The sequence below is a fragment of the Halorubrum sp. 2020YC2 genome, from assembly GCF_018623055.1.
Classification (GTDB): domain Archaea; phylum Halobacteriota; class Halobacteria; order Halobacteriales; family Haloferacaceae; genus Halorubrum.
Window position 1 is genome coordinate 2915055 of sequence record NZ_CP076019.1, and the last position, 13290, is coordinate 2928344.

Here is a 13290-nt window from a genome sequence, read left to right on the forward strand (position 1 = left end):
CTGCGTCGGCGGCCCGCGGCAGACTGACCACTCTCGGCTGTCAACTGTTCTGAACGGCGCACACGAGATCGCGATCGCGGGACCGACGGCGGAACGCGGGTCAGTCCGCGGCGGACGTCTGCCGTTGCCGCGTCACGCGGAGCGAGGTGACCGTCGTGTACAGGACCGCGAACGCGACGACGACCGCCGCCCCGATGACGAGCACCAGTCCGATCAGTTCCAGCGTCGGGTTCCCGAGGTAGGAGCCGACCTCGCCGATGCCGACGGCGACGGCGCCGATCAGTAACATTCCGCCGAAGTACACCTTGATGTCGTCGGCGTCGACGACGGCGGTCGCCGCGGAGCCGACGCGCGCGCCGAGGGCGCTCCCGAACAGGAGCGGGACGACGATGCCGAGGTTCACGCCGCCGCCCTGACCGTAGAGGTAGCTCCCGAGTCCGCCGGAGAAGACGATCTCGAAGAGGTCCGTCCCGACCGCGACGGGCACCGGGACGCCGATCGCGTAGATCATCGCGGGCATCCGGATGAAGCCGCCGCCGACGCCGAGGAACCCGGACAGGACGCCGGTCGCGAAGGCGACGGCCGTGATGACCCACGCGGAGACGCGGACGTCGCCGCGGAGCGTCACCATCGGCGGGATCCGAACCGTCCGCTGGATCGTCTTCGCGATCTCGGGTATCTCGTACTCGTCGAGGTCCTTATCGGCCGCCTCGTGGTCGATCCCGCCGCCGCCGTCGCCTTTCAGCGCGTCGCGGGTGACCATCGCCCCGACGCCGCCGAGCAGGACGACGTAGGCGACGCTGATGACGCCGCCGGCGAGCCCCATCGACTCGAGGTAGTAGACGCTGGCGCGGCCGACCTCGATGCCGATCGTCGTCCCCGTGATCATGATCACGCCGAGCTTGTAGTCGACCTGCCCGAGGTCGTGGTGTTTCAGCGTCGCGATGACGGCCGTCCCGAAGACGAACGCCATCCCGCTCCCGACCGCGACGGGCGCGGGGTAGTCCAACATCAGGAGCGCGGGGGTGACGAGGAACGACCCGCCCATGCCGAAGAACCCGAACAGGACCCCGACGACGAGGCCGAACCCGGCGAACAGCGCGAGCATCTCGGGGCTCGTTCCCAGGAAGCCGAGGCCGCTGAGAAGGCTACTGAGCACTCGCGTCACCCCCGACGATGAGTCTCATGAGATAGGGGCCGACGAGCCGTTCGAGGCCGCCGTAGCCCACGTACAGCACGAACGCTTCGAGGAGGATCGCACCGATAAGGAGGGCCGTCTCCGGGTCCCAGCCGGGGATCTCTAGTCCCGCCATCGACTCTCCCTCCGACCTCCGTACGCGGAAATTCGCTTCTGGCACATTTCTGTTCACTCTCTCCTACCTGCCTCGTGCCTATAACGGTTTTGGGCTGGCTGTACAATACTATATTCCGGTAACCTCGGCCGGAGTACTGATAACTTACGGCGAAGTTCTCACTCGCAGGGTGCCCACAGACCGTCGGTGAGCGTCGCGGTCGCCCGACGGCGTCCGACGCGACCTCTCCGCGGCGAACAGCGCCCGCGCCGAGCGCAACCGTGTTGTCGTCGCTCACCGTAAGTGTCGCCATGAGGGCCCTGTGCGCGACCGACCTGTCGGCCGCCAGCGAGGCGACGATAGAGAACGAGACCTGCCTCGACTGCTTGGGCCGTATCGGCGTCCGAACGGTCCACCTCGTCACGGTCGTCCCGGCGAACGTCCACACCGGGACCCCCGGCGTCGACTTCGAGGCGCGCCGGCAGCGCGGACTCGACAGGTACCGCGCGGTGATCGAGGCCGCGGGGTTCGACGTCGAGACGCACGTCGTTCGCGGGACCCCGTACCGCCGCCTCAACGGCATCGCGGAGACCGTTCACGCCGACCTGACGATCGTGGGTTCGCGCGGACAGAGTCCGCTGGAGAACCGGGTCGTCGGCTCGACCGCCCGCAACCTCGCCCGGACCACCGTCGTCCCCCTTTTAGTCAACCGCGTCGAGCGGGCGGCCGACGACCCCGGCGTCCTCCGCGAACACCTCTTCCGGCACGTCCTCTTCGCGACGGACTTCTCCGAGCACGCCGACCGGGCGTTCGACGCCTTCTCGTACCTCCGTCGCGCGACCGAGGAGGCGACGCTCGTCCACGTCCGGTCACCGAAAGACGGGGGAGCCGACGACGGCGTCGGCCCGGCGGAGCGGCTGGCCGAGCGGGCGCGCACGCTGGAGGAGTGGGGGATCGAGACGCGGACCGAGGTCCGCCGCGGCGACCCCGCCGAGGAGATCCTCGCCGCCGAGGCCGAGGTCACGCCGTCGACGGTCCTCGTCGGGTCGAAGGGACGGAGCCGCATCCGGCGGCTCCTCTTGGGCAGCGTCTCCGAGGAGATCGTCGCGCGGGCGACCGGGAACGTCTTCCTCGTCCCGCCGCCTCGCGCGGTGTAACCGAAACCAGGTGTCTTGCTGAGTAGATCCTCGCGCCGCGGTGACGCGATCGCCGCCGTGGCGGCTACTTCAGTAGCTCCTTCCGCTTGTTTATAAATGGACGCCGGAGAATCGACGGGGAGCACCTCCAAAGCCCCAGCCGCTCGGCTATACGTGAGTGGCGCTCGACCGGCAGCGAACACCTCCAAAGCCCCAGCCGCGAGGGCGCCGTACGCTCGCTGCGCGCTTCAGTCGCTCACTCCGTTCGCTCCTTCCAGTGCTTGCGTCGTCATCAGAACGCGGAGCGTTCTGATTGGCTCACGAGAGCTCCGCTCTCGTGAACGCCTACGGCGCCCTCGCGACTGCCCCTTTGAGTCCCGCCCCGCTCCGCACAGCGACCGCACCTCACGCCTCCCCAGCCTCGTCGGCCGCCCTCCGCTTCGCTCCGGGCGGCCGACTCCAGCGAGAATCGAAGATTCTCTGGCAGCCGGCGGCTTCGCCGCCGGCGACAGGGCGAGAGCGAAGCTCTCGCTTGAAACCGGACTCGTCCGGTGACAGCGAGGCGCGACGCGCCTCTGGCAGTCGGGCGAAGCCCGACAACCTCGCGCGTGCGATTCGTGCCCTTCGGGCGCTCATCGGCACGCGCCACCGCTTCTGACATTTATAAGAAACTGACGCCGCGGCGTGACTCTCCTATAATAGGAGCATCGCGGCGGCGTACGCGAGCGCGAACGAGAGGGCGAACGAGCCCACCCACGCGCCCACCGTCACGAGGATCTTCCGGGCGTCCACCGCGTCTCGCCCGCCCACCGCGGCGCCGCTCCCGATGATCGCGCTCACGACGATCTCGTTGAACGAGACCGGCACGCCGAGCAGGACGGCCAGTTGCGCGATCAAAAACGAGGGGACGAGCGCCGAGATGGAGCGCCGCGGCCCCAGCGAGGAGTAGTCCTGCGCGAGCGACTTGATCATCCGGGGCGCGCCGGTCCACGAGCCGACCAGCATCCCCAGTCCGCCGCCCACGAGGACGGCCGTCGTCGAGACCATTCCCACCTCGTCGAGCAGCGGGAGCAGGGGCCCGACGGCCAGTCCGACCTGACTCCCGCCCGCGGAGAAGGCGACGAGCGACCCGAGCGCCAGCAGCACGCGCCGCAGCCCGCCCGCTTCGTCGCGGCTCACGTCCCACCGGACGACGGCCGCGACCGCCAGCGCGGCGAGGCCGGTGATCGCGGCCGCCGACGCGAGGCCGTCGACCGAGAGGGTCCGCTGTGCGAGGCCGCGGACGGTGCCCGGCGCGCTCCCCGCGCCGAGGAAGCTGAACCTGACGTTCGCGAGGACGGCGCCCACGAGGCCGGCAAGCGCCGGAACACAGCACCGCTCCGGCGCGTCGGACCGCGGGAGGACGCTGGCGATCCCGAACGCGACGCCGCCGCCGACGAACGGGGTCAGAACCCAGACGGCGGCGATCTGCTGGTACTTCGCCCAGACCGGCGTCCCGCCGAGCGCGAGCCCGACGCCGATGACGGCGCCGGTCACGGTGAACGCGGTCGCGATCGGGATCCCCGTCGTGATGCCGACCGCCATCAGCCCGGCGCCGAGGACGAGCACGAGGATGACGCCGGCGACCGGCAGGCTGATCCCGCCGACGAGGCCGCTGCCGACGGCCTCCGAGACGTTGCCGCCCTGCGTCACGGCGCCGACGAAGCCGAAGACGCCGACGAGGAGGGCGGCGCGCATCGTCCCGATGGCGTTCGCGCCGACCGCGGGGGCGAACGGCGTCGCGCCGCTCGACCCGGCGCCGATCACCCACGCCATGAACAGGCTGGCGAGCGCCGCGCCGACGAAGAGGGCGATGAGAGCGGGGTCCATCGAGCGGGTGTGTCAGTCCGCGCCCGCCGCGGCGGCGTCGCGGGTCCCGCTCCGGCTCCGCCAGTAGCCCTGCGCGTACGCCCCGACGAACATGCCGCCGAGCGCCCAGAGGATGGTGACGTTACCGACCCCGAGGCTGGCGTACGCCGCGCCCGGGCAGATCCCGGAGAGCCCCCAGCCGACGCCGAAGACGGCGCCGCCGACGAGGACGTTCCGGTCGAACGGCTTCAGCCGCCGCTCGTAGGGGTCGCCCGTGAGGGGCGCGGTGTCGCGGATCCGGGGCAGCAGCGCGAACGCGACGCCGGAGACGATCGCGGCCCCGAACATCACGAACGGGAGGCCGAGGTCCTCGAACAGCAGGAAGTTCACCACGACCTCCGGCCGCGCCATGTGGCTGAAGCCGAGCCCGAACCCGAAGATCAGCCCGCCGACGAACACCAGCGGCTTGAACAGGGGATGACGGTCCGCCATCTACGGGCTCACCCCCAGCGCGGCGACGACCTGTGCGGTCCCGATCGCCACGGTCAGGAACGTCGCGACGCCGACCAGCGACGTCTTCGACGCCGAGCCGACGCCGCAGACGCCGTGCCCGGACGTACACCCCTTCCCGACGCGGGTCCCGATGCCGACCAGGATGCCGCCGAGGAACAGCCGCCACGGCTGGACGTCCGTCGTCCACAGCGTCACGCCGGCGACCTCGTAGAGCTGACCGGTCGTCCCGGGCTCGTACAGCGAGCTGGTGACTACGCCGGACTGGAACGTCGCGGCGAACGCGAGCCCGCCCAGGATGATCCCGGCCGTGAACACGAGCCGCCAGTCCCGCGAGCCGACGTACCGCCCGAACCGCGACTGACCGGAGACGTACGACAGCGTCGACTCGAGGAACGTGCTCGCTCCGGCTGGGATACCGGTCCCGACGTAGATAACGACGGTTCCGAGGCCGACGAGCAGCCCGCCGACGGCGTAGCGACCGATCCCGTTGGGGAAGAGGTCGGCGGCCGCCTGAAACAGCACCGGGTCAGCGACCATTTGCGTCGTCAGTCATCCGCGAGCGACTCCTGGCTCGCGGCGCAGTTGTTCGGCCCGAGCTCTAAGGTGAACGCCTCCTCGTCGCCGACGGCGTTCTGCCCGAGGTTCGTCGCGATGATGTCCTCGTAGTTGGCCGGCCGCGGGGGCATGTCCGAGAGGATCAGGTCGACGAAGCCGTCCTCGTCCATCGTGAGCGCGTCCATCTCCGCGACGAGTTCGCCGATCGGCGCCGTGTAGGTGCCGTCGTCGGCCGCGACGGCCGCGTCGCTGAAGTGCGCGCCGCCGACGAGCGTGTCGTCGGGCAGCGAGAGGACGCGCTCTTGGAGCGACTCGTACAGGGTGCGCGCGGCGTCGGGCGCGCCCTCGTCGCCCTCTTCGAGGTCGGGCCGGGCGACGCTCTCGACGAACAGCCCGTCGCCGGTCGCGAGGAGGCTCCCGTCGACGAGGTAGGAGGTCATCCCGGTCGTGTGGCCGGGCGTGTGGACGGTCTCGATCGCCGCGTTGCCGACCTCGAAGGCGTCGCCGTCCTCCGCCGTGGTCAGCTCGTCGGCGTAGGTGACGCCGCGGTCGACGGCGGCCGCGGGGACGACGCCCTCGACGCCCGCCGCGTCGAGGTCGCGCACGCCCGAGATGTGGTCGGCGTGAACGTGGGTGTCGATGGCGTAGTTCAGTTCGACGCCGAGGTCGGCGGCGTCGTCGAGGTAGCGGTCGGTGAACGCCCGAAGCGGGTCGATGATAGCGGCCTCGCCGTCGTCGTAGAGGAGGTAGCCGAGACAGCCCGAGGAGGGGCGCTGGTACTGGAGGAGCGTGCCGGCGCCGTCGTAGCGCTCGACCTCGACGGCCTCGTAGACCCTCGCCCAGCCGTTCATCCCGTCTTCGAGGTGGTCGACGTCGTAGCCGCGCTCCGCGAGCGTGCCAGCGACGTACTCGCTGGCGCCGCCCTTCGCGCAGAGGACGGTCACCTCGCGGTCGTCGGGGACCCGGTCGAGGACGTCGTCGTCGATTTCGTCTTCGAGGAACTCGAAGTACGGGACGTTGATCGACGTGACGTTCTCGCCGTCGATGCGCCACTCCTCGTAGTCGGACGTCATGCGCGCGTCGAGGAGCGTCACGTCCTCGCCCGCGTCGATCCGGTCTTTCAGTTCGTTCGGCGCGGTCGATTCCACTTCGACGTCCGGCGTCGGAAACTCGTCGGCGTCCATGTTGTACACCCCATCGTATCGGTCGCGTGTAGAAAAGGGTTCGGATAGTAATTCAATATTTGTACAATACAAGATGGCGGAAAAGGAGCGTTTAATAGCCTAAATACGTGTAGAACCCGATTTTAGAGGTTTTGCGCGAAAACAGCTATTCACAGCCGGCCCAAGAATCAACATTCTTTTAACCGTCGCGGGAATATTGTGTGATAGCTCCAATACGAGTCAACGGAGCAGATCCAATATGAGTGCCGAATACGACATCGCGGAGACGCTCGACGTGAAAGGCGCATCGTGTCCCATGCCGGTCGTGAAGACGAAGGGTGCGATCGACGACCTGGCGGAAGGGCAGGTCCTCGAAGTGCTGGCGACCGACCCCGGAAGCATGAGCGACATCGACGGCTGGGCGGCGGGTACCGAGGGCGTCGAACTCCTCGATCAGGCGGAAGGCGACGACGTGTACAAACACTACGTCCGCAGGACGGCGTGACGATGCGCACGGACACGCCGCCCGGAGACGAGGCCGACGCGTCGGCGGACGACGCGCCCTCGCGCGCGGAGTTGGCCGCGCGGGTCGACGAGCTAGAGGGCGCGCTCGCCGCGGCCACCGACGAGGACGGCGCCAAGAAGATGAGCATCATCGCGACGAAGGGGACGCTCGACATGGCGTACCCGCCGCTCATCCTCGCCAGCACCGCGGCCGCGTTCGGCTACGAGGTCACCGTCTTCCACACGTTCTGGGGGCTCGACATCCTCCACGAGGCGCGCTCGAAGGACCTCAAGCTCAGCTCCGTCGGCAACCCCAACATGCCCGTCCCGAACGCGGTCGCCGCGCTCCCCGGGATGGACCGCGTCACGACGAGGATGATGGAAAAGCGGATCGCGGACAACGACACCGCCACGGTCGAGGAGCTCCTCGAGACGAGCCTCGACATGGGCGTGGAGTTCCAGGCGTGTCAGATGACCATCGATCTGATGGACTACGACGAGGACGAGTTCTACGACGGCGTCACCACCGGCGTCGGCGCCGCGACCGCGCTTCAGGACATGGCCGAGGCGGACATCCAGCTCCTCGTCTAAGCGCCGCGGAACGAGCCCCCGGTTCTGTTTTGCCCGCGTCGTCGCCGGCGGCGTCGCTCCCGACACCCTCGATACAACACAAAAACCACTAGTGACCACGACCGACTCGGCCCGCTCGCGCCGCGGAGCGGCGCGTCGCCCCCGCTAGCGCGATCCCTCGCTCCGCTCGCGCCCGGCACGCTCGCGACCGATCGCGCTCGCCACCGCCAGCAGGTAGCCCAGCCCGTACTGGACCTCCGGGTCGCGCACGCCGCGGAGCAGCCCGACGGCACCGACCCGCTCGGGGGGCTCTCGCTCCGCCTCACCGACGCTTTTCAGCAGCGTCTCGACGCCGTCGCGGGTGTCGTCGTCGGCCGCGGTCTGTGCCACCTCGCCGAGCGCGGCGCCGGTCCCGGCCAGCGACGTCACCATCTCGTCGTCGAGGGCCGCGGTCGCCAGCGAGCCGACCTCGGCGAGCTCGGCCAGCTCGTCGAGCGTGCCGCTCCGCTGGAGCGTAAGCAGCGTGTCGAGCGCCTCCCGTAACTCGTCGCCGTTCTCGCCCACCCTCTCGGCCAGCGCCACGGTCTCGTCGGTGGCGAGGCCGTCCGCGGACTCCGCGAGCGTCGACCCCGTGGCCGAGAGCTCGCGAACCATCTCGTCGGAGAGCGCGCCCTCGCCCAAGGAGAGCACGTCCAGCAGCTCGTTGACCGCGTCGAGCCGCTCCACGAACGCGGCGACCGCCTCCGGGTTCTCCGCGATCGCCGCCTCGAGGTCGGCCGGGTCGGAGACTTCCGTCTCGGACATGGTCAGAGCAGCCCCCGCGCGGTGAGCCAGTAGGACTCGTTGTACGCCAGCTTCGACCAGTGAAGCTTCTCGGAGGGCGGCGCGGGCGACGGCGGGTTCTCGTAGTCGAACTCGACGAACGAGGCCGCGTCCATCCCGGTCTCGATGAAACACAGGGTCTTGCCGTCGTACGTCGCCGTCGCCGGGCGGTCTCGGACCTCGCTCGCGAGGCGCCGGCCGACGACGCCGGCCTGGTAGTGCGCCACGCTGCCCGCGTTCGGAACGCCGGTGTCGGCGGTGTCCCCGAGCGCGTAGACGTTCTCCGCGGCCTCGGCCTCCAGCGTGTGCTTGTCGACGTCGACCCAGCCGTCGTCGCCGAGCCCGGCCTCCGCGATCAGGTCGACGCCGCCGTGGGGCGGGATCGACACGAGGAGGTCGTAGTCGAGTTCGGTCCCCTCCATCGACGCGATCGTCTCCGCGTCGGGGTCGACCGACTCGGCGTTGAAGAACGTCTCCACGTCGATGTCGCGCTCCTCCATGATGGGGCGGGCCCACTCGGCGATGTGTGGGTTCCCGTGGACGCGCTGGATCGGGTAGGTGTAGGTGATCTCGACGTCCTCGCGCAGGCCGCGCTCGCGGAACCAGTCGTCGGTCATGAAGACGAACTCCAGCGGCGCCGCCGGACACATATGGGGCGTCCCGATCACGCTCAACACGATCTCGCCCTCGGTGAATTCCAGCAGCTCGTCGCGCAGGTCGACCGCGCCCGACTCGCTGTAGTAGTCGTGACCGCCCTCCGCGAGGCCGGGGATCTGATCGGGTTCCAGCGTCGACCCGGTCGCCAACACGAGGTGGTCGTACTCCATCGACGGCCCCCCGCCGTCGAACCGGAGCCGCCGGGAGTCGGTGTCGACCTCGGACACGCGGTCGATCCGGAGGTCGACCGCGTCGTCGACGAGCGCGTCGAGCGCGCGGCGGCCGTCAGCCGGCTCGCGCTGACCGAACGGCACGTACAGCCAGACCGGCTTGTACACGTGGTCGGGGCCGTCGTTGATCAGGGTGACCTCGACGTCGCCGGCGTCGAGTTCGGGTTCGAGCCGGTCGGCGAGGTCGTTGGCGAGCACCGATCCGCCGGTGCCGCCGCCGAGGATGACGATCCGCTCGGTCATGCTTTCTCCACGTAGAACGCGTTGTGGTCGTCGCGCTCCTCGACGGCGAGCAGTTCGTTACCGGCCTCCTCGGCCCACTCCGGAACGTCGGTGAGCGACCCGTCGCCGTCGCTCAGGAGCCGAACGACGTCTCCGGACTCGGCGCCTCGGATCGCTCCGATGAGGTCCATCAGGGGGCCGGGGCACGCCGCGCCTCTGGCGTCGACGGTGTCGTCGGGTTCGATGTCGGTCATGGCAGTCTCACACGCGACAGTTGCGGGCGTGTCGTATTAGTATTGTATTGAATTCCCATTTTTCCAAAATACAAACTCTCTCGGCGCGGACCGGCCGATGACCGACGCGCGGCTCGTCCCCCGACGGCGTCGGCTACCGATCGATCTCCGCCCGCCACGTCGCCGGGAGTCGGACGTAGACGACGGCGTTGTCGACGAGCGCGTCGACCGGGACGTACTCGTCGGGCGCGTGGACGGTGTCGGTCCCCAGCGCGAACTCGACGGTCGGGATCCCGGCGTTCCGGAGCGTCTTTGCGTCGCCGCCGCCCGTGGCGCTCCGCCTGAAGACGCGGTCTCCCGTGACGGCCGCCGCCGTCGACGCGACCGCCTCGACGAGCGGGCTGTCCGGAGCCTCGGCGGTGCCGACGCTCCACGAGACGTCGGCGATCGTGACCCCCTCGCAGTCGGTGACGCACTCGCGGATCCCCGCGAGCACGTCGGGCGTGTGGACCCCCGCCGTCAGTCGCACGTCGACCTCGGCGCGCGCGGACTTCGGGACCGTGTTCACCGCGTCGCCCCCCGCTATGACGCCGAGGTTGACCGACGGATACCGGAACAGGTCTCGGGCAGTGGTCTCCCCCATCGACGGGGCGTAGTACTCGACCGACTCCTCGACGATCGGCTCCATCTCGGCGCCGACCGCCAGCCGCTCGGTCCCGAACCGCTCGCGTATCGTCTCGACGGCGTCGTAGAGGCGATCGATCGCGTTGACGCCGAGCGCCGGACGGGAGCCGTGGGCGCTCTCCCCGCTCGCCTCGAGCGTCAACCAGATGCTGCCCCTGTCCGCGACCGTGACGGAGCGACGGCTCTCCTCGCAGGTCGGCTCCCCGATCACGCACGCGTCCGCGCCGAGCCGTCCGCCCTCAAGCAGCGCCGGGAGCCCGGCGTCGCCGCCAACCTCCTCGTCGCTCACGAAGGCGAACAGGAGGTCGACGGGCGGGTCGGCGTCGGTCGCCGCGAAGGCCAGCACCGCGAACAGCATCGACGCCACGGCGCCCTTCATGTCGGTCGCACCCCGGCCGTAGACGCGGTCGCCGGCGCGTTCGCCGAGCGGATCGCGCGTCCACGCGTCGTCGTCGAACGGCACCGTGTCGAGGTGCCCGGTGTACAGCAGCGTGCGGTCGGACGCGCCGGGGACCCGAACGAGCAGGTTCGGCTTCGCGGGGTCGACGGCGAACCGCTCGACCTCCACCGGAAGCGGGTCGAGGAACCGCTCGATCGCGGCGACGATCTCGCGCGTGTCCCCCGGCGGGTTCGACGTGTCGACCGCGAGCAGATCGAGGGCCAGCGACACCAACTCCTCGCGGTTGGCTCGCACGTACTCGGCGGGACCGTCGGCGGTCGTCGCCGCTCGGGACGGTCCCGTGTCCTCGTCCATACCGCCCCGTTCGCTCTCCACCGATTTATTTATTTTGTAAATTATACACAATACTATTCCGGCCGAAATCCTCGCAGTCCGACTCGGCCGGCTGAAAACCGGTCTCTCGGATCCAAATACGAAAATCTATGTCGTGTTATCCCAATATAAAACACGAATGACGCTCCCAATCGACCCGAGCCAGATCGACCCGGACGACATCGGCGAACAGCAGACGACCCTCGAAATGGGCCACGAGGCGGCGATCGAACACGTCCGCGAGGTGTTCACCGACGCCGGGTTCGGCGTCCCGGTCGAGTTCTCCCCCTCGGACATGCTCAACGAGAAGGTCGACGCGGGCCGCGACCCCTACTACGTCCTCGGCGCGTGCAACCCCGAGGTCGCGGACCGCGCGCTCGACGCGAGCGAGAACAGGCTGGGCGCCCTGATGGCCTGTAACGTCGTGGTCTGGGAGGAGGAACCCGGGAAACAGCGCGTCTACCACGTCTCGATCATGCGTATCGCCCGCCTCGTCGGGATGGCCCCCGACGACGAGGAGATGGCGGACATCGTCGCCGACACCGGCGAACTCGTCGACGAGGCGTTCGCGAACCTCTAGTCGCGTGCCGCTCGGTTCCCGTGCCGCTCGGTTCTCGTCGGGATCCCACACGTACTTATCCGCGACCGCCGACGGACCGGTATGAACCTCGCCGATTCGCACGTCCTCGTGACCGGCGGTGCGGGCTTGGTCGGCAGCCACCTCGCCGCCAGTCTGCTCGACCGCGGCGCGGCCGTCCGCGTCGCCGACGACCTCTCGAAGGGGGCTCGCGACCGCGTCCCAGACGGGGCCGAGTTCGTCGAGGCGGACCTGACCGACGCCGGCGACGTCGCCCGCGCGGTCACCGACGACCTCGACGTCGTCTTCCATTTCGCGGCGTACACCGACACGAACTACGACGACGACCGCGCGTTGTTCGAGGACAACACCGCGATGACGTACAACGTCTTAGAACGGATGCGCGAGGTCGGCGTCGACCGGTTCGCGTTCACCTCCTCGTCGACGGTGTACGGCGAGGCCCCCCGGCCGACGCCCGAGGACTACGCGCCGCTCGCGCCCATCTCGGTGTACGGCTCCGCGAAGCTCGCGGACGAGGCGCTCATCTCGACGTTCGCGCACTCCTACGGGATCCGGTCGTGGGTGTTCCGCTTCGCGAACATCGTCGGTCCCCACCAGCGCGGCAACGTGATCCCCGACTTCATCGAGAAGTTAGACGAGGACCCGACGGAACTGGAGATTCTCGGAGACGGCCGCCAGGAGAAGTCGTACATGCACGTCTCCGAGTGCGTCGACGCCATCCAGCACGTCGTCGAGCACGCGGACGACGACCTGAACGTCTACAACCTCGGGACGCGGACGACCACCTCCGTGACCCGAATCGCCGACCTCGTGAGCGAGGAACTCGGCGTGGAGCCGGCGTACAGCTACACCGGCGGCGACCGCGGCTGGACCGGCGACGTGCCGAAGATGCGGCTGTCGATCGAGAAGCTCTCGGCGCTGGGCTGGGAGCCGTCCATCGAGAGCGACGAGGCCGTGCGGCGGAGTGCGCGGGAGCTGATCGACGAAATCGTCTCATAAGTAGTGGCAGACGGACGCTGTAACCTCCCTAATCGCCGCTCAGAGTGATTATTTATAAATCGTTGATTGCGGTCGACCGTGGTCACCTCGGAAGCCCCAGCCGCTCGGTTATAAATGGCTAACCAGAGATCTGCGGTGAACTCCTCCAAAGCCCCAGCCGGGAGGCGGGCGCACGCTCGTTGCGCGCTTCAGTCGCTCGCTCCGTTCGCTCCTTCCAGTGCTTACGTCGTCATCAGAACGCTTCGCGTTCTGATTGGCTCACGAGAGCTCCGCTCTCGTGAACGCCTGCGCCCGCCTCCCGGCTGCCCCTTTGAGTCCCGCCCCGCACCGCTCCGCACAGCACCTCACGCCTCCCCAGCCTCGTCGCCGGACTACGTCCGGCTGCAAGCGAGAGCTTCGCTCTCGCCCTGTCAGTCGCCTCCGCTTCGCTCCGGCGACTGACTCCCTCGCGCGGTGCTGTTCGGCCGCGATGCGGCCTCACAGGCACGCGCC

The 13290-nt window shown here is 69.1% G+C and carries 15 protein-coding genes; 5 read left to right on the forward strand and 10 right to left on the reverse strand.

All coding sequences use genetic code 11. The features are described from left to right. Nucleotides 1-100 precede the first annotated feature (100 nt). Nucleotides 101-1159 carry a sulfite exporter TauE/SafE family protein gene (locus KI388_RS14475; protein WP_215087274.1) on the reverse strand — a complete coding sequence of 353 codons (1059 nt, stop codon included), beginning with the start codon at nt 1157-1159 and terminating at the stop codon, nt 101-103. Continuing rightward, nucleotides 1149-1313 (reverse strand): hypothetical protein, encoded by a 165-nt coding sequence (locus KI388_RS14480; protein ID WP_215087275.1) that lies wholly within the window; start codon nt 1311-1313, stop codon nt 1149-1151. Before KI388_RS14480 ends, KI388_RS14475 begins: the two co-directional genes overlap by 11 nt. Nucleotides 1314-1603: 290 nt before the next feature. Between KI388_RS14480 and KI388_RS14485 the strand changes: the two genes are divergently transcribed. After that, nucleotides 1604-2449 carry a universal stress protein gene (locus KI388_RS14485; RefSeq protein ID WP_215087276.1) on the forward strand — a complete coding sequence of 282 codons (846 nt, stop codon included), beginning with the start codon at nt 1604-1606 and terminating at the stop codon, nt 2447-2449. A gap of 672 nt (nt 2450-3121) precedes the next feature. Here KI388_RS14485 and KI388_RS14490 read toward each other — a convergent pair. Genes KI388_RS14490 through KI388_RS14505 form a run of 4 tightly spaced genes read right to left on the reverse strand, consistent with a single transcriptional unit; the run spans nt 3122 to nt 6528 of the window. Next, nucleotides 3122-4297 (reverse strand): inorganic phosphate transporter, encoded by a 1176-nt coding sequence (locus KI388_RS14490; RefSeq protein ID WP_215087277.1) that lies wholly within the window; start codon nt 4295-4297, stop codon nt 3122-3124. Between the two features lie 12 nt (nt 4298-4309). Further along, nucleotides 4310-4768, reverse strand: a complete 459-nt coding sequence (locus KI388_RS14495; protein WP_215087278.1) for a DUF6691 family protein — start codon at nt 4766-4768, stop codon at nt 4310-4312. Continuing rightward, a complete protein-coding gene (locus KI388_RS14500; protein ID WP_215087279.1) occupies nt 4769-5326 on the reverse strand; it encodes a YeeE/YedE family protein in 558 nt (185 codons plus the stop codon). Between the two features lie 8 nt (nt 5327-5334). Further along, nucleotides 5335-6528, reverse strand: coding sequence for an MBL fold metallo-hydrolase (locus KI388_RS14505; RefSeq protein ID WP_215087280.1), 1194 nt, complete (start codon nt 6526-6528; stop codon nt 5335-5337). Nucleotides 6529-6766: 238 nt separating this feature from the next. On the opposite strand from KI388_RS14505, the gene KI388_RS14510 reads away from it, so the two are divergent. Both KI388_RS14510 and KI388_RS14515 read left to right on the forward strand, forming a co-directional pair. Then, on the forward strand, nt 6767-7012 hold the full coding sequence (locus tag KI388_RS14510) for a sulfurtransferase TusA family protein (protein WP_215087281.1): 246 nt from the start codon (nt 6767-6769) through the stop codon (nt 7010-7012). Nucleotides 7013-7014: 2 nt separating this feature from the next. Further along, entirely contained in the window at nt 7015-7602 is a 588-nt protein-coding gene (locus KI388_RS14515) for a DsrE/DsrF/DrsH-like family protein (protein WP_215087282.1), read from the forward strand. Nucleotides 7603-7746: 144 nt separating this feature from the next. On the opposite strand, the gene KI388_RS14520 is transcribed toward KI388_RS14515, so the two are convergent. The 4 genes from KI388_RS14520 to KI388_RS14535 all read right to left on the reverse strand — a co-directional run bounded on the left by KI388_RS14520 (nt 7747) and on the right by KI388_RS14535 (nt 11183). Next, entirely contained in the window at nt 7747-8385 is a 639-nt protein-coding gene (locus KI388_RS14520; protein ID WP_215087283.1) for a DUF1641 domain-containing protein, read from the reverse strand. 2 nt (nt 8386-8387) lie between these two features. Then, nucleotides 8388-9533, reverse strand: a complete 1146-nt coding sequence (locus KI388_RS14525) for an FAD/NAD(P)-binding oxidoreductase (RefSeq protein ID WP_215087284.1) — start codon at nt 9531-9533, stop codon at nt 8388-8390. Continuing rightward, complete coding sequence (locus tag KI388_RS14530) at nt 9530-9766, reverse strand: sulfurtransferase TusA family protein (protein ID WP_215087285.1); 237 nt, start codon at nt 9764-9766, stop codon at nt 9530-9532. Before KI388_RS14530 ends, KI388_RS14525 begins: the two co-directional genes overlap by 4 nt. 133 nt (nt 9767-9899) lie before the next feature. After that, nucleotides 9900-11183, reverse strand: coding sequence for a M20/M25/M40 family metallo-hydrolase (locus KI388_RS14535; protein WP_215087286.1), 1284 nt, complete (start codon nt 11181-11183; stop codon nt 9900-9902). A 157-nt stretch (nt 11184-11340) separates the two neighbouring features. Between KI388_RS14535 and KI388_RS14540 the strand changes: the two genes are divergently transcribed. Beyond that, complete coding sequence (locus KI388_RS14540) at nt 11341-11781, forward strand: DUF302 domain-containing protein (RefSeq protein ID WP_215087287.1); 441 nt, start codon at nt 11341-11343, stop codon at nt 11779-11781. Nucleotides 11782-11862: 81 nt separating this feature from the next. Continuing rightward, nucleotides 11863-12798, forward strand: a complete 936-nt coding sequence (locus tag KI388_RS14545; protein ID WP_215087288.1) for an NAD-dependent epimerase/dehydratase family protein — start codon at nt 11863-11865, stop codon at nt 12796-12798. Nucleotides 12799-13290: the final 492 nt, after the last annotated feature.

Coding starts and splice junctions, on each gene's coding strand:
- KI388_RS14485 (WP_215087276.1), top strand. CDS start 1,604: ATGAGGGCCCTGTGCGCGACCGACCTGTCGGCCGCCAGCGAGGCGACG.
- KI388_RS14495 (WP_215087278.1), bottom strand. CDS start 4,768: ATGGCGGACCGTCATCCCCTGTTCAAGCCGCTGGTGTTCGTCGGCGGG.
- KI388_RS14505 (WP_215087280.1), bottom strand. CDS start 6,528: ATGGACGCCGACGAGTTTCCGACGCCGGACGTCGAAGTGGAATCGACC.
- KI388_RS14510 (WP_215087281.1), top strand. CDS start 6,767: ATGAGTGCCGAATACGACATCGCGGAGACGCTCGACGTGAAAGGCGCA.
- KI388_RS14520 (WP_215087283.1), bottom strand. CDS start 8,385: ATGTCCGAGACGGAAGTCTCCGACCCGGCCGACCTCGAGGCGGCGATC.
- KI388_RS14480 (WP_215087275.1), bottom strand. CDS start 1,313: ATGGCGGGACTAGAGATCCCCGGCTGGGACCCGGAGACGGCCCTCCTT.
- KI388_RS14530 (WP_215087285.1), bottom strand. CDS start 9,766: ATGACCGACATCGAACCCGACGACACCGTCGACGCCAGAGGCGCGGCG.
- KI388_RS14525 (WP_215087284.1), bottom strand. CDS start 9,533: ATGACCGAGCGGATCGTCATCCTCGGCGGCGGCACCGGCGGATCGGTG.
- KI388_RS14515 (WP_215087282.1), top strand. CDS start 7,015: ATGCGCACGGACACGCCGCCCGGAGACGAGGCCGACGCGTCGGCGGAC.
- KI388_RS14545 (WP_215087288.1), top strand. CDS start 11,863: ATGAACCTCGCCGATTCGCACGTCCTCGTGACCGGCGGTGCGGGCTTG.
- KI388_RS14490 (WP_215087277.1), bottom strand. CDS start 4,297: ATGGACCCCGCTCTCATCGCCCTCTTCGTCGGCGCGGCGCTCGCCAGC.
- KI388_RS14535 (WP_215087286.1), bottom strand. CDS start 11,183: ATGGACGAGGACACGGGACCGTCCCGAGCGGCGACGACCGCCGACGGT.
- KI388_RS14540 (WP_215087287.1), top strand. CDS start 11,341: ATGACGCTCCCAATCGACCCGAGCCAGATCGACCCGGACGACATCGGC.
- KI388_RS14500 (WP_215087279.1), bottom strand. CDS start 5,326: ATGGTCGCTGACCCGGTGCTGTTTCAGGCGGCCGCCGACCTCTTCCCC.